The organism is Alphaproteobacteria bacterium (assembly GCA_037146715.1).
GTDB lineage: Bacteria > Pseudomonadota > Alphaproteobacteria > UBA7879 > UBA5542 > JBAWWO01.
This window is the reverse complement of record JBAWWO010000003.1, coordinates 99,291-119,078: the sequence shown is the minus strand read 5'-3', so window position 1 is coordinate 119,078 and position 19,788 is coordinate 99,291. Positions and strand designations below refer to the sequence as shown.

At 42.9% G+C, this 19,788-nt stretch carries 20 protein-coding genes; 6 read left to right on the top strand and 14 right to left on the bottom strand.

The window, feature by feature from the left end; translation table 11 throughout:
• Nucleotides 1-65 precede the first annotated feature (65 nt).
• Nucleotides 66-422, top strand: coding sequence for an NADH-ubiquinone oxidoreductase subunit NDUFA12 family protein (locus WCG05_02175; protein ID MEI8320803.1), 357 nt, complete (start codon nt 66-68; stop codon nt 420-422).
• A 42-nt stretch (nt 423-464) separates the two neighbouring features.
• Nucleotides 465-929, top strand: a complete 465-nt coding sequence (locus tag WCG05_02170) for an outer membrane lipid asymmetry maintenance protein MlaD (GenBank protein MEI8320802.1) — start codon at nt 465-467, stop codon at nt 927-929.
• Nucleotides 930-1,037: 108 nt separating this feature from the next.
• Here WCG05_02170 and WCG05_02165 read toward each other — a convergent pair whose 3' ends face one another.
• From WCG05_02165 to rfaD, 9 genes are all read right to left on the bottom strand, one after another.
• A complete protein-coding gene (locus WCG05_02165; protein ID MEI8320801.1) occupies nt 1,038-1,490 on the bottom strand; it encodes an SH3 domain-containing protein in 453 nt (150 codons plus the stop codon).
• A gap of 1 nt (nt 1,491) precedes the next feature.
• The gene (locus WCG05_02160; GenBank protein MEI8320800.1) at nt 1,492-2,889 is read right to left on the bottom strand and encodes a nitronate monooxygenase; all 1,398 of its coding nucleotides are present in this window, start codon (nt 2,887-2,889) and stop codon (nt 1,492-1,494) included.
• A gap of 18 nt (nt 2,890-2,907) precedes the next feature.
• A complete protein-coding gene (pnp, locus tag WCG05_02155) occupies nt 2,908-5,013 on the bottom strand; it encodes a polyribonucleotide nucleotidyltransferase (GenBank protein ID MEI8320799.1) in 2,106 nt (701 codons plus the stop codon).
• Nucleotides 5,014-5,029: 16 nt separating this feature from the next.
• Nucleotides 5,030-5,290 carry a 30S ribosomal protein S15 gene (gene rpsO / locus WCG05_02150; protein ID MEI8320798.1) on the bottom strand — a complete coding sequence of 87 codons (261 nt, stop codon included), beginning with the start codon at nt 5,288-5,290 and terminating at the stop codon, nt 5,030-5,032.
• A 12-nt stretch (nt 5,291-5,302) separates the two neighbouring features.
• On the bottom strand, nt 5,303-6,226 hold the full coding sequence (gene truB, locus WCG05_02145; protein MEI8320797.1) for a tRNA pseudouridine(55) synthase TruB: 924 nt from the start codon (nt 6,224-6,226) through the stop codon (nt 5,303-5,305).
• A gap of 16 nt (nt 6,227-6,242) precedes the next feature.
• Nucleotides 6,243-6,629: a 30S ribosome-binding factor RbfA gene (gene rbfA / locus WCG05_02140; GenBank protein ID MEI8320796.1), complete on the bottom strand. Its 387-nt coding sequence runs from the start codon at nt 6,627-6,629 to the stop codon at nt 6,243-6,245.
• A 12-nt stretch (nt 6,630-6,641) separates the two neighbouring features.
• Complete coding sequence (locus WCG05_02135) at nt 6,642-8,708, bottom strand: oligopeptide transporter, OPT family (protein ID MEI8320795.1); 2,067 nt, start codon at nt 8,706-8,708, stop codon at nt 6,642-6,644.
• Between the two features lie 268 nt (nt 8,709-8,976).
• Nucleotides 8,977-9,420 carry a hypothetical protein gene (locus WCG05_02130; GenBank protein ID MEI8320794.1) on the bottom strand — a complete coding sequence of 148 codons (444 nt, stop codon included), beginning with the start codon at nt 9,418-9,420 and terminating at the stop codon, nt 8,977-8,979.
• Between the two features lie 85 nt (nt 9,421-9,505).
• The gene (gene rfaD, locus WCG05_02125) at nt 9,506-10,492 is read right to left on the bottom strand and encodes an ADP-glyceromanno-heptose 6-epimerase (GenBank protein ID MEI8320793.1); all 987 of its coding nucleotides are present in this window, start codon (nt 10,490-10,492) and stop codon (nt 9,506-9,508) included.
• Nucleotides 10,493-10,625: 133 nt separating this feature from the next.
• On the opposite strand from rfaD, the gene rpsU reads away from it, so the two are divergent.
• The 3 genes from rpsU (at nt 10,626) to WCG05_02110 (ending at nt 13,098) form a co-directional block, all read left to right on the top strand.
• Entirely contained in the window at nt 10,626-10,829 is a 204-nt protein-coding gene (gene rpsU, locus WCG05_02120; protein ID MEI8320792.1) for a 30S ribosomal protein S21, read from the top strand.
• A gap of 192 nt (nt 10,830-11,021) precedes the next feature.
• Nucleotides 11,022-11,702, top strand: a complete 681-nt coding sequence (locus tag WCG05_02115; protein ID MEI8320791.1) for a SprT family zinc-dependent metalloprotease — start codon at nt 11,022-11,024, stop codon at nt 11,700-11,702.
• A 37-nt stretch (nt 11,703-11,739) separates the two neighbouring features.
• The gene (locus WCG05_02110) at nt 11,740-13,098 is read left to right on the top strand and encodes an MBL fold metallo-hydrolase (protein MEI8320790.1); all 1,359 of its coding nucleotides are present in this window, start codon (nt 11,740-11,742) and stop codon (nt 13,096-13,098) included.
• Nucleotides 13,099-13,352: 254 nt separating this feature from the next.
• Here the strand turns inward: WCG05_02110 and WCG05_02105 are convergent, their stop codons facing one another.
• From WCG05_02105 to WCG05_02090, 4 genes are all read right to left on the bottom strand, one after another.
• The gene (locus tag WCG05_02105) at nt 13,353-15,626 is read right to left on the bottom strand and encodes a DNA translocase FtsK 4TM domain-containing protein (GenBank protein ID MEI8320789.1); all 2,274 of its coding nucleotides are present in this window, start codon (nt 15,624-15,626) and stop codon (nt 13,353-13,355) included.
• Between the two features lie 80 nt (nt 15,627-15,706).
• Entirely contained in the window at nt 15,707-16,408 is a 702-nt protein-coding gene (locus WCG05_02100; protein MEI8320788.1) for a helix-turn-helix transcriptional regulator, read from the bottom strand.
• Between the two features lie 229 nt (nt 16,409-16,637).
• Nucleotides 16,638-17,612 carry a Gfo/Idh/MocA family oxidoreductase gene (locus tag WCG05_02095; GenBank protein MEI8320787.1) on the bottom strand — a complete coding sequence of 325 codons (975 nt, stop codon included), beginning with the start codon at nt 17,610-17,612 and terminating at the stop codon, nt 16,638-16,640.
• A complete protein-coding gene (locus WCG05_02090) occupies nt 17,609-18,163 on the bottom strand; it encodes a hypothetical protein (protein ID MEI8320786.1) in 555 nt (184 codons plus the stop codon). The genes WCG05_02095 and WCG05_02090 overlap by 4 nt, the downstream gene beginning before the upstream one ends.
• A gap of 254 nt (nt 18,164-18,417) precedes the next feature.
• On the opposite strand from WCG05_02090, the gene WCG05_02085 reads away from it, so the two are divergent.
• Nucleotides 18,418-19,389 (top strand): mitochondrial fission ELM1 family protein, encoded by a 972-nt coding sequence (locus WCG05_02085; protein MEI8320785.1) that lies wholly within the window; start codon nt 18,418-18,420, stop codon nt 19,387-19,389.
• Here WCG05_02085 and WCG05_02080 read toward each other — a convergent pair.
• Nucleotides 19,370-19,777, bottom strand: a complete 408-nt coding sequence (locus WCG05_02080; GenBank protein MEI8320784.1) for a hypothetical protein — start codon at nt 19,775-19,777, stop codon at nt 19,370-19,372. The two genes, WCG05_02085 and WCG05_02080, sit on opposite strands and share 20 nt — an antisense overlap.
• Between the last annotated feature and the right edge of the window lie 11 nt (nt 19,778-19,788).

The window sequence follows — 19,788 nt, the reverse complement described above, 5'->3', positions numbered from 1 at the left end:
TATTTTTTTCACTTTTTTAAAAAATTTCTCTTGAAATTCTCGCAACCTTATGTCTGATCTAAAATATGCGTGGTTATATAAATTTTGGAATTACTTTTATAAAAAGGTTCACGGGTCTGTGTATCAAAATAGGAACAGATCTCTATGGCAACACCTACTACCAAGACCGCTATTTCTTTTTAAGATCAAAAAGCTACCCTAAACGCTGGGTTGTCTATAAAGGAAAAGCCGAGGGTTCAAAAATTCCCGCCGATTGGCATGGATGGCTGCATTATACAACTGAGCGCGTACCTGAACTGAAACAAAATCAACCCTGGCAAAAGCCCTATGTTCCTAATTTATCGGGAACCGCTTACACTTATAATTCCCTCGAATCAAAATCCAAAGCAAAAAAAACATACAAGTCTTGGACACCCGAGTAAATCTATGTCAAAATAAGCTAAATTTGTAAGGAGACCACTCGAATGCGCGAACACTTAACAGAAACCATTGTTGGGGGAATTGTTGTTGTTATTGCCCTGTTTCTTTTAACTTATGCCTATATCAGCACACGTAATGATGATCAAGGAGGGTACGAAATCCTAGTTAAGTTTGATCGGGCCGATGGCTTGGTTCAAGGCAGTGACGTAAAAGTCAGCGGCATTCGGATTGGCACTGTTCACAAACTGGTTCTAGATCCTATTAAATATTTAGCTGTTGCAACTCTTAAAATAGAACCCACTGTGACTCTTCCTGTTGATACGTCGGCCTCAATCGTGAGCGAAAGCTTATTAGGCGGGAAATATATTGCCCTGGTTCCGGGCGGTGCTGATGAAATGCTAAAGCCTGGTGAGGATATTAAGTACGCACAATCTTCCATTATCCTTGAGAACCTAATCGGTCAGCTGATTTTCAGCAATAAGCAAGAAGAAGAAAAAACAAAGAAGTAGACTTCTTCTATTTTTTTGTTTTCCTCGGGCTCTCTATTATTGATTTCCTCGGGCTTGACCCAAGACCCATGTCTTACTTCTTGCGTTACCCCCAAAATAGCTAGGTTTTTATACGCCCCACAAAGTGCTTTTTAGAACCCACCCCTCCATCTTCATGTCAGAAAAGACTAGGCGACAGAAATTTTGGTTACAACCCTTTAGCTCAGCCACCACATGTTGATGAATTTTTGCTTTTTTCCCCGAATCTTCCAAGGGCTTTTTAAACAGGAAGGTGGGTTTTAGAATCAAACAAAATCTTTTGCCTTTTAACATGCTTTTGTGGACCCAGCCTGTGGTTTCCTCAAAATCTTTAATCTTCCGCCAGTCTTGAAATTCCGCCACAATTTGTATGGGGAAATTTTTCTTTTTATACACATCTGTAATGGGGAAATTTTCACCAGGCCCCACCCGTAAGTTAATCAAATCTGTCTTCAAGGTAGCAAATCGGGGTAAAGGCAACCGGTCATCGGACGCTTTAACGCCCCAAATGATAAATAGCATCAGGACGATGGTGCGAAACATATCAGTCGCCCGTTTGAAGGCGCTCAATCAACTGCTGAACAGTAGGAACAAACCCATCCTTATAGAAAGGATCCGAAGCAAATCTATAGGCATTATGGCCCGCAAACATCAGTTGCTGATCAACGGATCCTCCATGAGAAATGGATTGAAGGGTTTTTTGAATACAGAAAGATCGGGGGTCCGCTTTCTTTCCTGTTGAGCCTTCAGGTCCTTGAGCCCAATTACTAAACATACAAGCGCTTAAGCACCCCATACAATTGACTTGATCTTCATGAATAGTCTGTGCACTTTCAGGTGTCACAAAAATCAAGGTTGTATCAGGGGTTCGCAAGGCTTCGGTGTATCCCTTAGCCACCCATTTTTTGGCGTGTTCTAAATCTTCTAAGGTCAGAAATACTTCGCGCGCACGCGGCCCAACGGGGAAGGACATATTATGTTCGCCAATAGGTTGAGTTGTGTAAGCAACTTGTCTTTCTGAACGGGCCATAAGATCATTTAAAAAGGTGTTGCGCACAGCCGATGAATAAAATCCTGTAGGACTGAATTTATTCAAGAAAATATCGCCTTTTTTCAGGTGAAGAAGTTTATGTTTCCATTCAGCAGAAATAGGACTTTCCTGAGTCAATAGTGGGCGCGTTCCAAACTGAAAGGCAATAGGCCCTAGCTCTGGGTTATCGATCCACGCTTCCCATTCTCTTAAAAACCAAACGCCGCCCGCCATGATAATAGGAATATGTCCCAATCCAAACTCTCTAAGAACTTTGCGAAGTTCTAATACGCGGAAATAGGGATCTTCTGGATTGTTAGGATCTTCAGCCCGGCTAAGACCGTTGTGTCCCCCTGCCCTCCAAGGATCTTCATAAACAATAGCTCCTAATAAATCAGGAAACCTATGAAACGCTCGTTTCCATAAAACCCAAAAGGCTCTAGCAGAAGAAACTATAGGATAATAGTGAACATTATATTCAGCGGCAATTTCAGCAATTTTATAGGGCATTCCTGCCCCACAAGTAACTCCGTGAACCAAGTTTTTTGCATTACCTAAAATACCATGAAGAATGGGCTCAACAGACCCCATTTCCCACAACACATTCATATGAAGGCGCCCTTTACCACCCGCCATGTCATGGGCTATTTTGGCTTGAGTGATTCCCCCTTGAATAGCATAGGCAATCAATTCATCGTGACGTTCTCGACGGGTTTTCCCATGGTAGACAATGGGAATAAGATTGCCATTTTCATCAAGAGCATCCGCATTCACGGCAGAAAAAGTCCCAACGCCACCGGCTCGGGCCCAAGCACCAGAGCTTTCCCCATTAGAAACGGAAATTCCTTTCCCCCCCTCAACGAGAGGAAGAACCTCTTTCCCTGACAGCAGGATAGAGTTGAGTGCCTTCATGTCAATCCTTCCGTGGGCTTATTCCTTACCCTTTGTACTTCCTTCGTCTGGCAGCAGTGCCTTGCGGCTTAGGCGAACTTTTCCTTTGTCGTCAATGCCAATAACCTTGACCTCAACCTTATCGCCAACATTCAGCTCGTCTTCAACCTTGTTCACACGATGGTGGGCAATTTCACTGATATGAATCAACCCAGATGTATTTAAAAAGTCAACAAACGCGCCAAATTCCATGATTTTTACAACGGTTCCCGTGTAAACACCATTCAGTTCAGCCTCTGCTGTTATATCATAGATACGTTTTAAAGCGGCTTCAATGGCCTTGTGATCAACAGCGGCAACACGCAAAGTGCCATCGTCTTCAATGTCGATCTTGGCCCCTGTGGTTTCACAGATGTCACGAATGACTTTTCCGCCAGTTCCGATAACTTCGCGAATCTTTTCCTTTGGAATCTTGATCACTTCGATGCGAGGGGCATTTTGACTGACGTCATTACGAGACCCACTGATAGCTTTTTCCATTTCACCAATAATGTGTAAACGACCTTCGCAAGCCTGATCTAAAGCAATCTTCATGATTTGCTCATTGATGCTGGTGATCTTAATGTCCATTTGCAAGGCGGTGATTCCATGGCGAGTTCCGGCTACCTTAAAGTCCATGTCTCCTAGGGCATCTTCATCCCCCAAGATATCGGTCAAAACAGCGAAATCATTTTTTTCCTTAATCAAGCCCATGGCGATACCCGCAATGTGATCTTTCAAGGGAACACCTGCGTCCATCAAGGATAAAGAGGCGCCACAAACTGTTGCCATGGATGAAGATCCATTAGACTCAAGAATTTCTGACACTACCCGAATGGTATAAGGAAATTGGTCTTTGCTTGGCAATAGAGGATGAACTGCCCGCCAAGCTAATTTTCCATGCCCCACTTCGCGACGGCCAGGGCTGCCCATACGACCCACTTCTCCTACTGAGAATGGAGGGAAGTTATAGTGCAGCATAAAGGTTTCTTTTGATTCTCCGTCCAGAGAATCAATCAGCTGTTCGCTGTCACCCGTTCCCAAGGTTGTCACCACCAAAGCCTGTGTTTCACCACGGGTAAATACAGCGCTTCCATGGGTGCGTGACAAGAAACTTGTGTCGCACTGAATAGGACGAACGGTTGTTGTGTCGCGCCCATCAATACGTTTCTTAGTTTTCAAAATATTGCCACGAACAATCTGGCTTTCAACCTCTTTCAGGCATCCAGCCACGAAAACCGGGGAAACATCTGTTTGGTCAGCAAAAGCTTCCTTTACAGACTTTTTCACCGCATCGATGTGGGCATAACGGTCTTGTTTTGCGGTAATTTTGTAAGCTTCCCGCAAGTCTTTTTCAGAAAGTTCTGATACTTTCTTTTGAACGGCTTTTTGAGCCTCAGTCAGCTCAATCAAATCCCAGGGTTCTTTTGCCGTCTCTTCAGCCAATTCAATAATGGCTTGAATCACAGGCTGGAAGGACTTATGACCAAACATAACGGCCTCCAACATGTCTTTTTCAGAAAGTTCTTTGGCTTCTGATTCAACCATCAAAACACCTTCACGAGTTCCTGCAACAATCAGTTCAAGACTAGATTCTTCCATATCCGTGCGAGTAGGGTTCAAAGCAAGCTTCCCATCAATGTAGCCAACGCGTGCACCACCCACAGGTCCCATGAAAGGAATACCGGAAAGGGTTAAAGCAGCTGAAGCCCCAATCAAGGCCGCGATATCTGGATCATTTTCCATATCGTAGCTAACGGTTGTACAAACAACCTGGGTTTCATTTCTGAACAAATCTGGAAACAGGGGGCGAATAGGGCGATCGATCAGACGAGAAATCAAAGTTTCCCGTTCAGAAGGCCGGCCTTCGCGCTTTAAAAATCCGCCTGGAATACGGCCAGAGGCATAGAATTTTTCCTGATAATTAACGCTTAAGGGAAAAAAGTCTAGATCAGGTGAGGCTTGTTTTTTTGCCACAACTGTACACAGAACACTTGTTTCCCCATAGGTAACCAGAACAGAACCATCAGCCTGTTTAGCCAAAAGACCCGTTTCTAATGTAAGTTGACGGCCCCCCCACTCAATTTGTTTTTTGTAAACTTTCATATATTTTTCCTAACTTTTAGTAACGGAGCCCTAAACGCTTCAAAATATCTTGATAACGTTCCATGGATATTCTTTTCAGATAATCTAACAACCGGCGACGGCGACCCACCATAAGGATCAAACCCCGTTGAGAATGTAAATCTTTTGGATTTTTTTTCAGATGTCCGCTTAGCATTTTAATGCGACCTGTAAGCAAAGCTACCTGAACGTCTGGGGAACCTGTGTCCCCTTTTTTTGTAGCAAATTCCTGAATAGTTGTTTTCTTTAATTTCGACATCGTTTTCTCCTTTCAAATATTAAACACACGTATTGGCACCAGAATAGAACCTTCTATTCGCGCCAAAGCATGAAAGATTTTTTGATCATCTTCACACGCCATCACACATTCTCTTGGGAAATTATTTTGGTCTATTTTGATCTTCTGACCTTGTTTAAGGTGCAGCAAATCAACGTCGTTCAAAACAATCACCGGGATGTCGTCCAGCACAAGAGACAGCGAATGTACTAACTCTTTTAGCGCAGAACCCTCCTTAAGTTCAAGCATTTTCTCAAAAGACACTGAATTCTTAAGCAAAAAGGGGCCCACAGCCGTTCTGCGTAGGTAAGAAACATGTCCAACGGTGCCTAACTGAATGGCTAAATCCCGGGCTAAACTTCTCACATAGGTGCCTTTGCCGCAGATAACCCGAAAAGTGGCATGATTTTCGTCAGGAATTTCCAACAACTCCAGCTGCTCAATGCGAATGGTGCGGGGGGCCAGATCAACCTCTTCCCCCCGTCGGGCTTTGTCGCAGGCTCTCTCTCCCTTAATTTTCAGGGCTGAAAAGGCCGGTGGTTTTTGCTGAATATCCCCCAGAAAGTGAGACAACGCTTTCAGAATTTCTGCTTCTGTGGGGCGCATGGTTGAGGTTTCAACAACATCCCCTTCCACATCATCGGTTAAGGTTTGCATTCCCCAACGAACGGTGAATTCATAAGTTTTCTTTTTATCCATAATAAAGGGAATTAACTTGGTGGCTTCCCCCAAAGCAATGGGCAAAATGCCAGACGCTAAGGGATCGAGCGTTCCCCCATGGCCTACTTTTGATATATTAAAGAGTTGCCGAACTTTCTTGACAGCAAAGAACGAAGACATATTTAAAGGCTTATCCAGAATCACCCAACCGTTGAAAGACATTTTTTCACTTTCTTTTGCACACACTCTGGGGCTCACGATGACCAGAAAACTCCTATGCTTTTGGCTCGCCTCCAAGATCGCCAGAGTCATTCAGCAACGAATCAATTCGATGCCCCTGGCTCAAAGATTCATCAAAGGTAAAAAACAGATCTGGTGTTATGCGCAGCTGAAGTTTTTTAGCTAGAATTTTTCGAATGGCGTGTTTTTCTTTCTTCAACAAATCGCCAATCTTTTTTGGATCTTCGTTGTTGAGCGTTACGAAAAATACTTTAGCGTGGCTTAGGTCTGGGCTTAAGCGAACTTCCGTAACGATAACGCTATGCCCCCCTAATTCAGGATGCCAAAATTCTTCTTCTTGGAAAATAGCTGAAAGAAGTCGGCGAATTTCTTCGCCGACTTTCAGGCAACGTTGACTCAATTCTGAAGATTTTTTCCGCATCCTCGCCTTTATCTATCTTTTGAAACAAGAAGATTTCTTATACAAATACCAACAGATATAAGCAAAGAAAGGAATAGTCAAAAGCATTTTGAATAATTCAGGCACTTGGACAGACTGAACCAATTCTTTCACAGGCCCGCCACAGACAAGAATTAAGGCAATCAGCACACCAATGATAGATTCTCCCGCAACCAAACCTGCAGCCACCAATAATCCGCGATGACGCACATGAGAGGCTTTCTTTTCAAAGTCAGCCCCTGCAGTTTTTTCTTGAGACAGAATATGGCGCTCTGCCAGATAAGCAATCAATCCCCCGATAAAAATGGGAACGATGATGTCAAGCGGCATGTAAATACCAAAGGCTACGGACAAGCTAGGAATGGTAATTGCAGATTTTCTGTATTTCAGATATTCGTCCACAATAATTGCCACAACGCCAATCGCAATACCGATAGAAAGCAAACTCCAATCCATTGTATGACCGAAAATATTTTGGGCAATGGTTGCCATTAACATCGCTTTCGGGGCAGCCAAAGATTTTGTTGGATCCATAGAGGGATCGGGCAATACATCGCCAATACCATAAGCTTGTAACAACAGGTTCAAAGTTGGTGCCATGATCAAGGCAGAAACAATCACCCCGACGATCAGCATAACCTGTAATTTCCAAGGTGTTCCCCCTACAATTTGACCGGCTTTGAAATCTTGCAAAGTTTCGGCGCCCACAACAATAGAGCCCGCAATAAAGCCCGCGAACAGTAATCCAATTGATGCCATAGCAACAATGGAAACTGTACTGCCAATATGGTGAGACAACAAAATCAAGAGTAGGCAAGAAACAAACAAAACACCCATAATTGTCATCCCTGACAAAGGTGAGTTTGTAGATCCTATGATACCCATGATATAACCATACACAACCGTCATCAGGAAGGTAATGGCCAGGGTAGACAAAGTGATTGCCCCCACGATTGGCCAGTAATAGGCAACCCCTTCTGGGGTTAGACCTTGGGCACCAAAAATGTAATGAATCAAAGCAAACATTACGATCGCAACACCCAAAATTCCCCAACCAACATAAGTAATCGGAATATCTTTTTCAGTCCTTAAAGAAAGAATTCCTAAGTCTTTATTAGAGCGAGAAACTTTGACAGCTTTGATTGCGTCTGTTATGGCTTTTTTCATAGATCCTAGGAAACATAAAGCAATCCAAAGCCCTGAAATAACCATGGCACCCACGCCGATGATTCGAACTTTGCTAACCCATACACCTGAGGCTACAGACTCAGCAGCTGATGTCAGATCTGGAGTCAGATGCGCATAATAAGGAACCAAAATCCCCCATCCGAGCACACACCCGATAAGGGCACCAACACCAACAGAAATACCAACGATGTAACCAGCCCCAACCATAATGGCTGAAAATCCTACATTTCCGCCAATAACTGTATCAGAAACTCGTTTCCAAACCCCAATACCTTCATTGAATATAGAAAATCCAGATTGGCCAAACTTCAAAAGAACGGCAAAAATGGCGCCCATAAACAGGCCCTTAGCCTCAGTTTTGCTTTCTTTTCCATCACCAACCTTCAATACTTCCGCTGCAGCAACACCTTCAGGGAATTTCAGGCCCGCATCTACAACCAAAGCGCGACGCAGAACAATAGACAAAAGAACCCCCAGAACACCACCTGTAGCCAGCAAAATAGCAACTTGCCAAAAGGGGAAAACCTTCCAATATCCTATCAGAATAAGACCAGGCAGGGTAAATACAGAGGCCGCCGCCAAAGATTCCCCCGTTGAAACCGTAATCTGAACAAGGTTGTTTTCTAAAATATTCGACTTCTTAAAAAGACTAAGCACTGCCATAGAAATAACCGCTGCTGGAATAGTCGCCGCCACCGTCATACCGATCTTTAGCCCCAAATAGGCATTCGCCGCCGCCATGAACGCCGTCAGAATAAGACTTAAAATAACCGCTTTAATTGTAATTTCTGGTAAAGACTTGCTCGCCGGAATATAAGGCTCTAACTTAAGACCTGCAACTTCTATGATAGATGATGTTGTTTTTTTAGACATGAATGTTTCTCCACATGCTTAATATTAATCGAGTCATCATAGTGATTTGAAGTATTTCTGTCCACTCAAAAAAAACTAGGTATTTCTGAGAGATACTGGGAAACTGATAAAGACACGTTTTATTATTTTCCAAATATTTCGCTTCCCTTACCTTCAAAGGAATAAGTTACAGAAAAACTTCAAAGCTGCAAATGAGGTTATCCTTAAATTTTATAAGGGATACAATGCGCATAACGCCAACGGGGACAGAGTCATGGGGTTTTCCTTTTTACTGTAATTGTTCAAGCTTTATCTTTTTGGCAGCATGTTTTTTGAATTTATTTTCATCGCTTTCTAGCATTTTCTGCCACGCATCTGCCAGATTAATATTCTGTTCATGGGCAATAAATATAACTAGAGACAAAAGATCCGCCAATTCATCGGAAATTCTTTCCCTAATTTCTGCATCTGTTTGCTGGTGTCGATCTCTTTCATTTTTAGATTGCATAAGAAGTTTCGTTAAACTACCCACCTGGCAAGGCAGATCTTTTACAGCGGTTTCATAGGTCCATTTTTTTGTTCCCATCTTCTGGGCATATTTTTCCATCTGGGCACTCACTTCTGATGCTAGTGCATTAAATACTTCTTGTCTTGAATCCTGACATGAAGGTTTTGCAGAAGCATGTGTTGCCAAACACAAACCAAGGCAGATAAAAACCCAAATTTTTTTCATGTTACTTTTCTTTTTCTGTCGTTAATTATGAATAAAATGTCTATGTAAAAATGGAGTCTGACTCCATAATTGCATGGAAGAATGCCTACAAATACGGATCCGCCGTATTCAAAAAGTTCTTGATGTAGTCCTCAACACCCTCTTCCAGAGACGTGAACATTTTGTTGTATCCGGCCCCCCTCAGCTTATTCATTTCTGCCTGGGTAAAGTTCTGATATTGGGTGCGCAGGGTTTCTGGCATATCAATATATTCGATTCTTTTTGTTAGTTTCAAGGCTGCGAACACGGCCTCGGCCAGGTGGTTGAAAGTGCGCGCTTCCCCCGTGCCCACGTTATAAAGACCTTCAGCATCAGGGTTGTCAAAAAACCACATGGCTACATCGACGCAGTCTTTCACGTAAATGAAATCTCGCAGTTGATCCCCATCCCGATACTTAGAGGTATACGATTTAAAAAGCTTAATAGCTTCCCCCGCTTGCGCGCGCCCAAAGGCTTGCTCCACAACGCTTCGTTGGCCGCCCTTGTGGTATTCATTCGGCCCATAAACGTTGAAAAATTTCAGTCCCACACACTGGGTTGGGGCCTCAGTCGTTCCCTTAGAAACACGGGCAACCCATCGGTCAAACAGATGTTTACTCCACCCATATGCATTCAGAGGACGAAGATGGCTTAAAAATTCTGGGGTTTCATCATCAATGAATCCCTGCTTGCCACCTCCATAGGTGGCAGCGGAAGACGCGTAAATAAACCGTTTCTTGTGAATACTGCACCAAGACCAAAGCCCCTGAGAAAGGCGGAAATTATTGGTAATAATCGCATCCGCATCTGTTTCTGTGGTGGACGAAATAGCCCCCATGTGAAAAATGGTATCAATGCGCGACACATTTTGGTTCAAAAACTGAAATAACTCCTGGGGCTGAATGATGGATCCCACTTCACGCTTGGCGATATTTTGCCATTTATGGTCTGTTCCTAACCAGTCACAAATAACCGTATCGTGAAACCCTCGATCTTCCAGTGCTTTCACAATATTTGATCCTATAAATCCGGCACCGCCCGTAACAATCTGCATGTCTTTCCTTTGTCTTTTCTCAAAAGTGACGGAAGATACTTTCTTTTGCAATAGGTTTTTATAAAATTATGCTTTCTTTTTAGGGAAATTTTGTTTATATCTAAAAGACATTTTATGAAAGGATGTGAGATTAGTGCTTGTAAATGTTCATGATAACAACGTTGAGCAGGCTTTGCGTGTTTTAAAGAAAAAACTACAACGTGAAGGCGTGTTCCGTGAAATTAAGCTGCGTGCAGGGTATGAAAAACCCTCAGTGCGTAAGGCTCGTGAAAAGTCTGAAGCCGTTCGTCGTTTTCGAAAGCTTATGCGAAAGAAAAACGAACGCGAGAACGCTTAGTACCATTTCAAAATTAACGATTACTTCGCAAAACTGCGAAAGTAGTCTTGAAACCATAACATAAAAAACGTCGTTGCGAGGATGGGGCACAGCCCCGACGAAGCAATCCTGGCAACGACAGTTTTTTACTGAATTCTCATCCCCTTATACCAGGATCTTGCAGTTTCCCGAAGTAATCGTTAATTTATAGAAATGGTATTAATCCCTCTCGATCTAACAGAAAAAACTATCTTCGTTCAGTGGAAGCCCTCCGCCAGATCTCGAACCATTCGATTGACTATTCGGAATACGGTGGTGACCTTAACCAGTCCCATGGGAACGCCCCAAACCGTTTTGAAACATTTCCTGAATGACAAAAAAATCTGGATTGAAAAACACATCAATAGTGTGCAACATTTTCAGTTTGAGTACGACCAAACTATTGAAATTTTTGGGATGCCGTATCTTTTAAAGCATGATCCTCTGCGCCACAAAAAAGTGAAAAAAGATCAAGGGATTTTATGGATTGGTGGCAAGCCTGAGCAGTTGCGGCACATGCTGGTGACGTTTTTAAAGGAAGAAGCCGAAGTCTTTTTTGAAAAAATGAGTCGGGAATATGCGACAGAACTGGGTGTTTCCTTTCAGCGGATTACCATTCGAGATGCCAGAACGCGCTGGGGAAGCTGCTCTAGCCAAGGGGCACTGAACTTTAATTGGCGGTTGACCCTGGCACCCTTTGAGGTTGCGTCTTACATTGCAGCCCACGAGGTAGCGCACCTGAAAGAAATGAACCACAGTCCCAAATTCTGGAAACTGGTTGAGCAGCTGGATCCCCATTACAAAAAAGCCAAGCACTGGCTAAAAACTAACGAAAAGAATTTGATGGGGCATTAAATCTGCTATACTCATAAAAAAAGAGAGGCTTTATTTCATGAAAATTTCATTTTTAGGAGCCGCAGGGACGGTTACAGGCTCTAAATATTTACTCGAAATCAATGATAAAAAAGTGCTGATTGATTGCGGTTTGTTTCAGGGGCCGCGGGAATGGCGCGAACGAAACTGGGAAAAACTATCGATTGATCCCTCTAAAATTGACGCCGTCATTTTAACCCATGCCCACTTGGATCATACGGGCTATCTGCCCGTTCTTGTGAAAAATGGATTCAAGGGACCCATTTATTCAACCCCAGGAACCAAAGAGCTGTGCGCTATTTTATTGCCCGACAGCGGCCATATTCAGGAAGAGGATGCATTCTATGCCAATAAGCATCACTTTTCCCGCCATACTCCAGCCCTTCCTTTGTATACAAAAGAGGAAGCTGAAAGAATTATGGGTCAATTTTCAACGATTCCCTTTGATAAATCCTTTAAGCTTGATCAGGACTGCAGTTTTGTTTTTTCCCGCGCTGGTCATATTTTGGGGGCAGCGTGCATTCGCCTAACCCACGGCACCAAAACGATTGTGTTCACGGGCGATATGGGCCGCACCCATGACCCCATCATGCGGGACCCAGACCCCATTGAAGAAACAGATTATTTGGTGATGGAATCCACCTATGGAGATCGCCTCCACAGTACAGAAAATCCTGAAGATCAGCTGGAAACTTTCATCAATGAAACAGCTGCGCGCGGGGGAACCGTGCTGATCCCCGCCTTTGCCGTGGGGCGCGCCCAAAGCGTTTTGTATTATATTTCCCAACTAAAAGAGAAAAAGAAAATCCCCGATCTACCCATTTTTTTAGACAGTCCTATGGCTGAAAATGTGACGGATATTTATGTGCGGCATATTGAAGAGCATCACCTAAGGCCCGAGCACTGTGCCAAGCTGAATGCGGTTGCGACCTATATCAACTCGGTTGATGAGTCCAAGAAAATTATGAACTCAAAATTTCCCTGTGTGATTATTGCCGCCAGCGGTATGGCAACGGGGGGACGTGTGCTGCACCATTTGAAAACTCTGGGGCCTGATCAACGCAACACCATTCTGTTTACGGGTTACCAAGCCGAGGGAACGCTAGGTCGGTTGATTGTGGATGGGGAGAAAATTGTTAAAATTCACGGACAAATGACCTCTATCAAGGCGAAAGTGTTGATCATGAGTAACTTGTCTGCCCATGCGGATTACGCAGAAATGCTGAAATGGTTAAGTCACTTCAAGAAAGCCCCCAAGAAGGTTTTCATTACGCATGGGGAGTCAGATTCCGCAGAATCCATGAAAGCAAAAGTTGAGGCCAAATTTCATTGGAAATGCGTTATTCCGACCTATTTGCAGTCGGAGGAGTTGGTGTAACATAGGGACTTGACCCTTAGTATACGAATGTTGGGAAAGCACCGAAACCTGACCATTTCCGTCATCCTTGAGGCCCAAAGGGGGAGTCGTGATCCAGCTGTTACGGAGTAACCAGGGTGGAACGCCCTGTGTAAAAAGGAAGCTGGATTGCCACAGAACTTCTTCGAATTTCTTCGCAATGACGGAAAAGGAAAAAAACCTAGATTTTTGCGTCGAGTACGAGCGAAATAAAGGGCCAAAAGGCTAGGTTTTTGCTAATTCCCCACCAAAATTTCCCGCTTCCCCACATGGTTGGGTTTGCTGACAACACCCTCCTGCTCCATCTTCTCAACAATGCGGGCGGCCCGATTATAGCCAATTTGCAAGTGCCGTTGGATGAAGCTAGTGGATACTTTTCTTTCTTGCAGAACCAAATTCATGGCCTGATCGTAAAGACCGTCTCCTGAATTTTCAGCCCCATAGAACCCTGCGCCCTCTGACTCTTCTGTTGTGATTGAGGTTTCGTATTCTGGATCTCCTTGAGACTTTACAAACTGCACAATACGCTCAACTTCCTGGTCTCTCACAAAGGGGCCATGAATACGGGAAATGCGCCCCCCTGCCGCCATATAAAGCATATCTCCCTGCCCCAGAAGCTGCTCGGCCCCTTGTTCGCCTAGAATGGTGCGGCTGTCAATTTTTGAGGTCACCTGAAAACTAATCCGGGTCGGGAAGTTTGCCTTAATAGTTCCTGTGATAACGTCAACCGAGGGTCGTTGGGTGGCCATAATCAAATGAATTCCCGCCGCCCGCGCCATCTGAGCCAAGCGCTGCACCGCTGTTTCAATATCTTTCCCCGCCACCAACATCAGGTCCGCCATTTCGTCCACGATGACAACGATAAAGGGATAGGGTTTCAGCTCAATAGGTTGGTCTTCAAAAATAGGTTTTCCGGTTTGCGGCTCAAAACCCGTTTGCAAACGGCGGGTTAAATTTTCACCCTTTTCTTTAGCCTGCATGATCCGATGGTTGTAGCCCTCAATATTCCGCACGCCTAGCTTAGACATAGCTTGATACCTGTTTTCCATTTCGTGAACGGTCCATTTCAGGGCCATAACGGCTTTATGAGGATCTGTGACTACGGGGCTTAACAAATGTGGAATACCATCATAAACAGAAAGTTCCAGCATCTTAGGGTCAATCATAATGAATTTGCATTCTTCAGGAGACAACTTGTAAATCAAAGATAAAATCATGGCATTAATCGCCACAGATTTACCGGATCCAGTTGTTCCCGCCACCAACAAATGGGGCATTTTGCTTAAATCTGCCACAATGGGCTCCCCACTAATGTTTTTCCCCAAAATCAAGGGCAAATGGGCCGCCGTTTTATCATAGGTTTGGTCTTGTAATAAAGACCGCATATAAACCGTTTGACGGGTGGGGTTGGGTAACTCTATGCCCAAGGCATTGTAGCCTGGAATATTTGCAATACGGGCAGAAACTGAACTCATGGACCGGGCAATATCGTCAGACAGGGAAATAATCCGGGATGATTTCATGCCCGGCGCTGGTTTAAATTCATAAAGCGTTACAACAGGGCCTGGGTAAACATTTGAAATTTCTCCCTGAACCCCGAAATCTTGCAATGTGGAAAGCAGCTTATCCGCCTGTTCTTGCAACGCTTGTTTTTGAATAGGAGGAGTCTTTAAGTTGCTGTCTTCTTGCAACAAATCCAAGGGCGGGCTTTTGTAATTCATGTTCCGTTCCCTTGCAACTTTTGGCAATTCCATCACCGGTTTTATCTTTTCTTTGACGGGGGAAAGGGCTTGGGGGGCTTCATCAAAATCAACCTCCTCTGCCATTTCCACAGATTCTGTAGCAAAGCTTTCTGCCATAACAGGGGCCGGCGTTGATTCAGGAAAGGGATCTTTGAAAATCAGGTTGCGAATAAGCCCCCAGACATAGGTTCCAATCTTCAAAAAGCCTTGGGCAACGAAGTCACGCATTTCCTTTGGAATATCCAGCGACCATAGATAGGCCGCCCCCCCTGCAACCCCTAAAAGAAGCTTGAACAATGTGATAGGAATAAAGTCAGAGATGTTCCCAACAACATCTAAGCGATAGGCCAAAAGAAGCCCAAAGGCTGAACTGTGACTAAACAAAGTACTACCCACACACAAGGCACATAAGGCAGCAATCAAAACAAATAATCGCCACTTCATATGGTTAACATGGCGTAACAACGCTACATGAGCACCCCAGGCAAAAAAGATAAAGGGAATAATATAGGCAATGGGGCCAAAAGTTTGAAATAATAAATCAGCAAAATGACTGCCAAAAGAGCCCATAAGGTTATGGATAGGCTCTTGAGAAAACGTATTGAAAGAAAGATCCCCCGCCCTATAGCTGGCCAGACTTGCAAAACTAACAAACCCCAGCACAATCAAGAAAAGGCCTGAAAGTTCAATCAGTCTTTTAATGAAAAAGAACTTAACTTCTTCTGAAAAAAAGGAAATCTTTTTTGTTTGCGAAAATTTATAGGCCATCAAAATCCTTCAAATAAACTATATCTTTAAAATAGAATAATATTAGGAATTTTTAAAGGAAATAATACCGTTCTGAAAGATTACTCAGCTGTCTTGTTTTGATCAATTGAGCTTTTTGCCAGGTTTAACAGAGATACTTGAGACGTTGAGCTATCTCCAGAGGAAACATCTGGTGAATCTTTTTCTTCCTGAGTAGGTTGAGGAGCAACTGGCTTTACATATTTAACATCCATCACTGCAAAGGGATATTTAGCTGTTCTTGACGGTGGAACCATCTGAGTGTTAGCAGGCTCCACAACAACGGGTGCTTCCATTGTTTTTGCAGGCTGAATTATTGATTGGGATTTTGGTTTTTCTTGTGCAAGCACAACATCTTCAACCACAGGTGTGTCTTTAGATCCAGACTTTATGACCTTGTACCCCACAATAGCTAGCAACAAAAATCCCAAAATGCTTAAAAGTTGTTTTGCATTTATCATTTGAAAAAAATCTTGAAGAGCTTTCAGATTAAAAGAGGGCATTGCGCCCTTTTCTTCTAGTTTGTCATTTGGTTCTTGAATTTCAGGTTTTTGAAAAACTTCTTTAAAGGATTTGACAACAGTTTGTTCATCAATACCCAAAAAATGAGCATAGGACTTAGCAAATCCAATAACATAAACTTCCGAAGGCAATCGACTTACATCACCAGATTCTAAAGCTTTCACGTAATCTTCGCTGATATTCAGGGCGCGCACAACATCTGTAACCTTATAGCCTCTCTCCAAGCGTGTTTTCTTCAACACACTTGCGGCAGCTCGAACAGAATTTGACGATGTTATACTAATAGCAGCCCCCATAGAAACTGACAGGGAAACCTAAACAAAAAAGAATAGCATTTGAGGTTTTTTATAGGAGTTAGATGAAGAAGATTTTTTGCTATTTCCCTTCTGCTAAGTACTCCCTATCATTAAGGAAATTTTTACACCATAAGATCATCCATGGCAAGGGGAAAAGAGAAAAATATTTTTTCTTTTAAATTTTTTCCCACATTCCCTGGTTTAAAGATGTTTCTGCTGCTGATAGAATTTTAATAACCTGCAAGGCCTCATGTCCATCGGTTAAAGGTTTCGTGCCCTTTTCAACCGCTTGAACGAAATGTTCAAGCTCTAGTTGCAAAGGTTCGGCAGGCGATAAAGGCAAGGCAGTCCCCTGAAGATCTTTATGCAAAATGAAAGATCCATCCTTTTTTTCCGCATAGGTTTTATAAAACACAACCTTTTCACCCCACGGCTTTGTATCATCAAAAACTAGAGTTCCCTTTTCGCCCGTCACCACAAGACGTTGTTCCTTTTGAAAATGAGCGCGAGAAAGATGGCTGCTGGTTTTGATAGAACCATAATCTAAATACAGACTGCAAATATCTAAATAGGGCTCTACAAAACAAGACTGTCCAACAGCAAGAATTTTCTTTGGATTTTTGCCCATAAGCGTCAAAATCATCGATAAATCATGGGGGCCCATATCCCACAGAATGCCTTCCTTGGGGAATATTTTTCCCAAATTCTTACGAAAAGATTCAATGGTAATGACAGAACCAACCAACCCCTGTTGAACACATTCCACAACCTTTAAGAAAGCAGGATGATATCTAAGCAAATGCCCCACCATTAAAGACAGATGCTCTTTTTCAGCCAAGCTCACAAGCTTTTCTGCTTGCAGGACATTCGCTGTAAAAGGCTTTTCTAAAAAAACATGCTTTCCCACTTTCAGACACGCTTCAGCCAAAGGAAAGTGAGTTGCCGTGGGGGTCACAATCACACAACCCTTAATAAGAGGGCTGGCCAGGACTTCCTCAAGAGATGAAATCTTCAGATTATACTGATTCGCCAGGGCAATTTTATCAGGTGTTGGATGATCAACCAATGCCCCCAACTTATGTAGACGAGCCAGCGTCTTAACACTGTTTTTGCCCCAATCTCCGCATCCTATAACAGCAATTTGGTTCATGAAAAGTAAAATCCTTGTAATAACTTTTTAAAGGCTTCTGGCTGATCGATAAGTAATCTGAAAATCATTGATAAATAAGCTATTTGAATCATCAAAACAATAATAGGTAAAATGGGATTTGGCCCAAGGCCTTGGCCCGGCTTTACTGAATACATTTTTCTTTTTACAAATTTAAAGTACAAAGCATTAGCAAAAACTCCTAAACCTAAAGACAAAATCATTCTAAAAAGATAAATGATAATTTTGGGCAGATAGGGGCCCAAATTAACCTTTTGGAGAGCAAAAATCAGACTTACAATAAAGGTTGTACGCCCAAGGAAAAGAAAAAATGCATTCCAATACATACGACGATAAAGAAACCAATAGTAATCAAGATCAAAAAAACTAAGTAAAAACACAGCCCAGTTCCAGCTTTGAAACCATTTGCCTAAGCGGAAGTGTTCGTATAGGTCAAGATAGTATCGAGTATCCGGCCCAAAAGGAGGATTTGTTTCCTTTGCAGACTTGATAAAGGCCAAAAATTTCTTTTGCTCTGTTGAGTGTTTAACCATTCCTAATACATGGCAGAAAAACTGGATTAAGTAAAGATGGTCTCATAGAAACGAGCTCTTGTTTTCCTCGGACTCACCCCAAAAATCCATCCTTACCTTTATCAAATCTCTTTAAAAGTTAGAAAAAATAGGTTAAGTTTTCCTAGTTGTTAGTCATTTAGACCTTATTTCTAGGTTTATATGGTTGGTGGGATTCTAAGTGTTGTGGCACTGGAATCCTCCGTTTCTATCCCATAAAAAGCAAGGGAAAAACTTTGAAATCTTTGAAAACTTGGATTGTAACGGACGGAAAAATCGGTACGGAAAAGCAATGCTTAGCCCTAGCTAGCCTGCTTAACCTAACGCCCGAAGTAAAAAGAATTCAGGCCCGCAATCCCTGGAAGTTTTTGCCGCCTCGTCTATGGTTTTGCCCCTTAAAGGGTTTATCAGCAAAAGGGAATTTACTGAATGGCCCATGGCCCCAGGTTATTATCGGATCCAGCCGAATTGCAGCGGCTCCCTTAGCGGCCATCAAGAAGTTATTAGGCCCGAAAATTCTGGTTATTTATATTCAAAACCCTCATTTGGACCCAGCCAAGTTTGATTTTATTATTGCTCCTTCCCATGATGAACTGGTGGGAAAAAATGTCATTTCCATTACAGGGGCCATGGCTTTTTTGAAAAAGGAAACTTTAAGGATTGAGGCCAAAAAATGGGAAAAATTATTACCCTCTTTGCCGCGGCCTTTAGCCACTATTATGTTGGGCGGCAACAGTCGACACCACTCCATGACGCTAGAACTTATGAAGGAATTCGGGGGTTTGATCCGAAAGGCTGCTTTGAAGAACCCCATGGGTTTTTTGATTACTGCGTCCCGGCGGACGCCCTCTGAAGCCTTAACAGCCTTTAAAGAAGCCCTGCAAGACACTCCTGCCTATTTTTGGGATGGAACGGGCGACAACCCCTATTTAGGATTTTTAGGGTTGGCTGATTTCTTGGTCGTAACAACGGATTCCGTGTCTATGATAAGCGAAGCTCTGACAACCGAAAAATCTGTTTATGTTCTTGAGCTTAAATCTCGATCCAACCGATTGAGTAAGTTTATTTCTGATCTGAAAGAAAAGGGCTTTGTTCGCAACTTTATGGGAACTTTTGACAAATTTTCTTACCCTCCTCTAAGGGATCACGAAGAAGTTCTTAAAAAAATAGAACCCAGGCTAAAAGCTCTTAGCTCTTCAAATCACTAGCAGGGATTTGGGACAATTCGCTATTCAAAATGCTTTCAATTTTAGCAGTTGAATGGCCCTGTGTTGTTACAAAAAACTTCATGCTAACCACCAACTTATTTAACAATCTGTTGATCAGCGGATCAATTTTTGCAACTTTTGGATGAGTATCAAAATACTGCATAAGGGCCTTAGCCACTGAATAGGTCAATTCATCTTTTGGGGTTTTAGTTTCGTTATTATTTCCATGCACAAGTTCTGTAACTTTTGACTGCGTAGATGAATATATTTTATTCCAAAACAGGGTCCGTGCATCCTGCTGGCTTGCAACAGAATCTGACGGCATGGCAAGACCCATAAGGCTCAAAAAAATAATGCTTAAGAAAATCTTTTTAGAAATAGCGTTCATGGTTCCCCCTG

What these genes read in the sequence shown, in the direction of transcription:
- WCG05_02175 (MEI8320803.1), top strand. Translation starts at nt 66, where the DNA reads ATGCGTGGTTATATAAATTTTGGAATTACTTTTATAAAAAGGTTCACG.
- WCG05_02170 (MEI8320802.1), top strand. Translation starts at nt 465, where the DNA reads ATGCGCGAACACTTAACAGAAACCATTGTTGGGGGAATTGTTGTTGTT.
- WCG05_02165 (MEI8320801.1), bottom strand. Translation starts at nt 1,490, where the DNA reads ATGTTTCGCACCATCGTCCTGATGCTATTTATCATTTGGGGCGTTAAA.
- WCG05_02160 (MEI8320800.1), bottom strand. Translation starts at nt 2,889, where the DNA reads ATGAAGGCACTCAACTCTATCCTGCTGTCAGGGAAAGAGGTTCTTCCT.
- pnp (MEI8320799.1), bottom strand. Translation starts at nt 5,013, where the DNA reads ATGAAAGTTTACAAAAAACAAATTGAGTGGGGGGGCCGTCAACTTACA.
- rpsO (MEI8320798.1), bottom strand. Translation starts at nt 5,290, where the DNA reads ATGTCGAAATTAAAGAAAACAACTATTCAGGAATTTGCTACAAAAAAA.
- rbfA (MEI8320796.1), bottom strand. Translation starts at nt 6,629, where the DNA reads ATGCGGAAAAAATCTTCAGAATTGAGTCAACGTTGCCTGAAAGTCGGC.
- WCG05_02135 (MEI8320795.1), bottom strand. Translation starts at nt 8,708, where the DNA reads ATGTCTAAAAAAACAACATCATCTATCATAGAAGTTGCAGGTCTTAAG.
- WCG05_02130 (MEI8320794.1), bottom strand. Translation starts at nt 9,420, where the DNA reads ATGAAAAAAATTTGGGTTTTTATCTGCCTTGGTTTGTGTTTGGCAACA.
- rfaD (MEI8320793.1), bottom strand. Translation starts at nt 10,492, where the DNA reads ATGCAGATTGTTACGGGCGGTGCCGGATTTATAGGATCAAATATTGTG.
- WCG05_02115 (MEI8320791.1), top strand. Translation starts at nt 11,022, where the DNA reads ATGGTATTAATCCCTCTCGATCTAACAGAAAAAACTATCTTCGTTCAG.
- WCG05_02110 (MEI8320790.1), top strand. Translation starts at nt 11,740, where the DNA reads ATGAAAATTTCATTTTTAGGAGCCGCAGGGACGGTTACAGGCTCTAAA.
- WCG05_02105 (MEI8320789.1), bottom strand. Translation starts at nt 15,626, where the DNA reads ATGGCCTATAAATTTTCGCAAACAAAAAAGATTTCCTTTTTTTCAGAA.
- WCG05_02095 (MEI8320787.1), bottom strand. Translation starts at nt 17,612, where the DNA reads ATGAACCAAATTGCTGTTATAGGATGCGGAGATTGGGGCAAAAACAGT.
- WCG05_02090 (MEI8320786.1), bottom strand. Translation starts at nt 18,163, where the DNA reads ATGGTTAAACACTCAACAGAGCAAAAGAAATTTTTGGCCTTTATCAAG.
- WCG05_02080 (MEI8320784.1), bottom strand. Translation starts at nt 19,777, where the DNA reads ATGAACGCTATTTCTAAAAAGATTTTCTTAAGCATTATTTTTTTGAGC.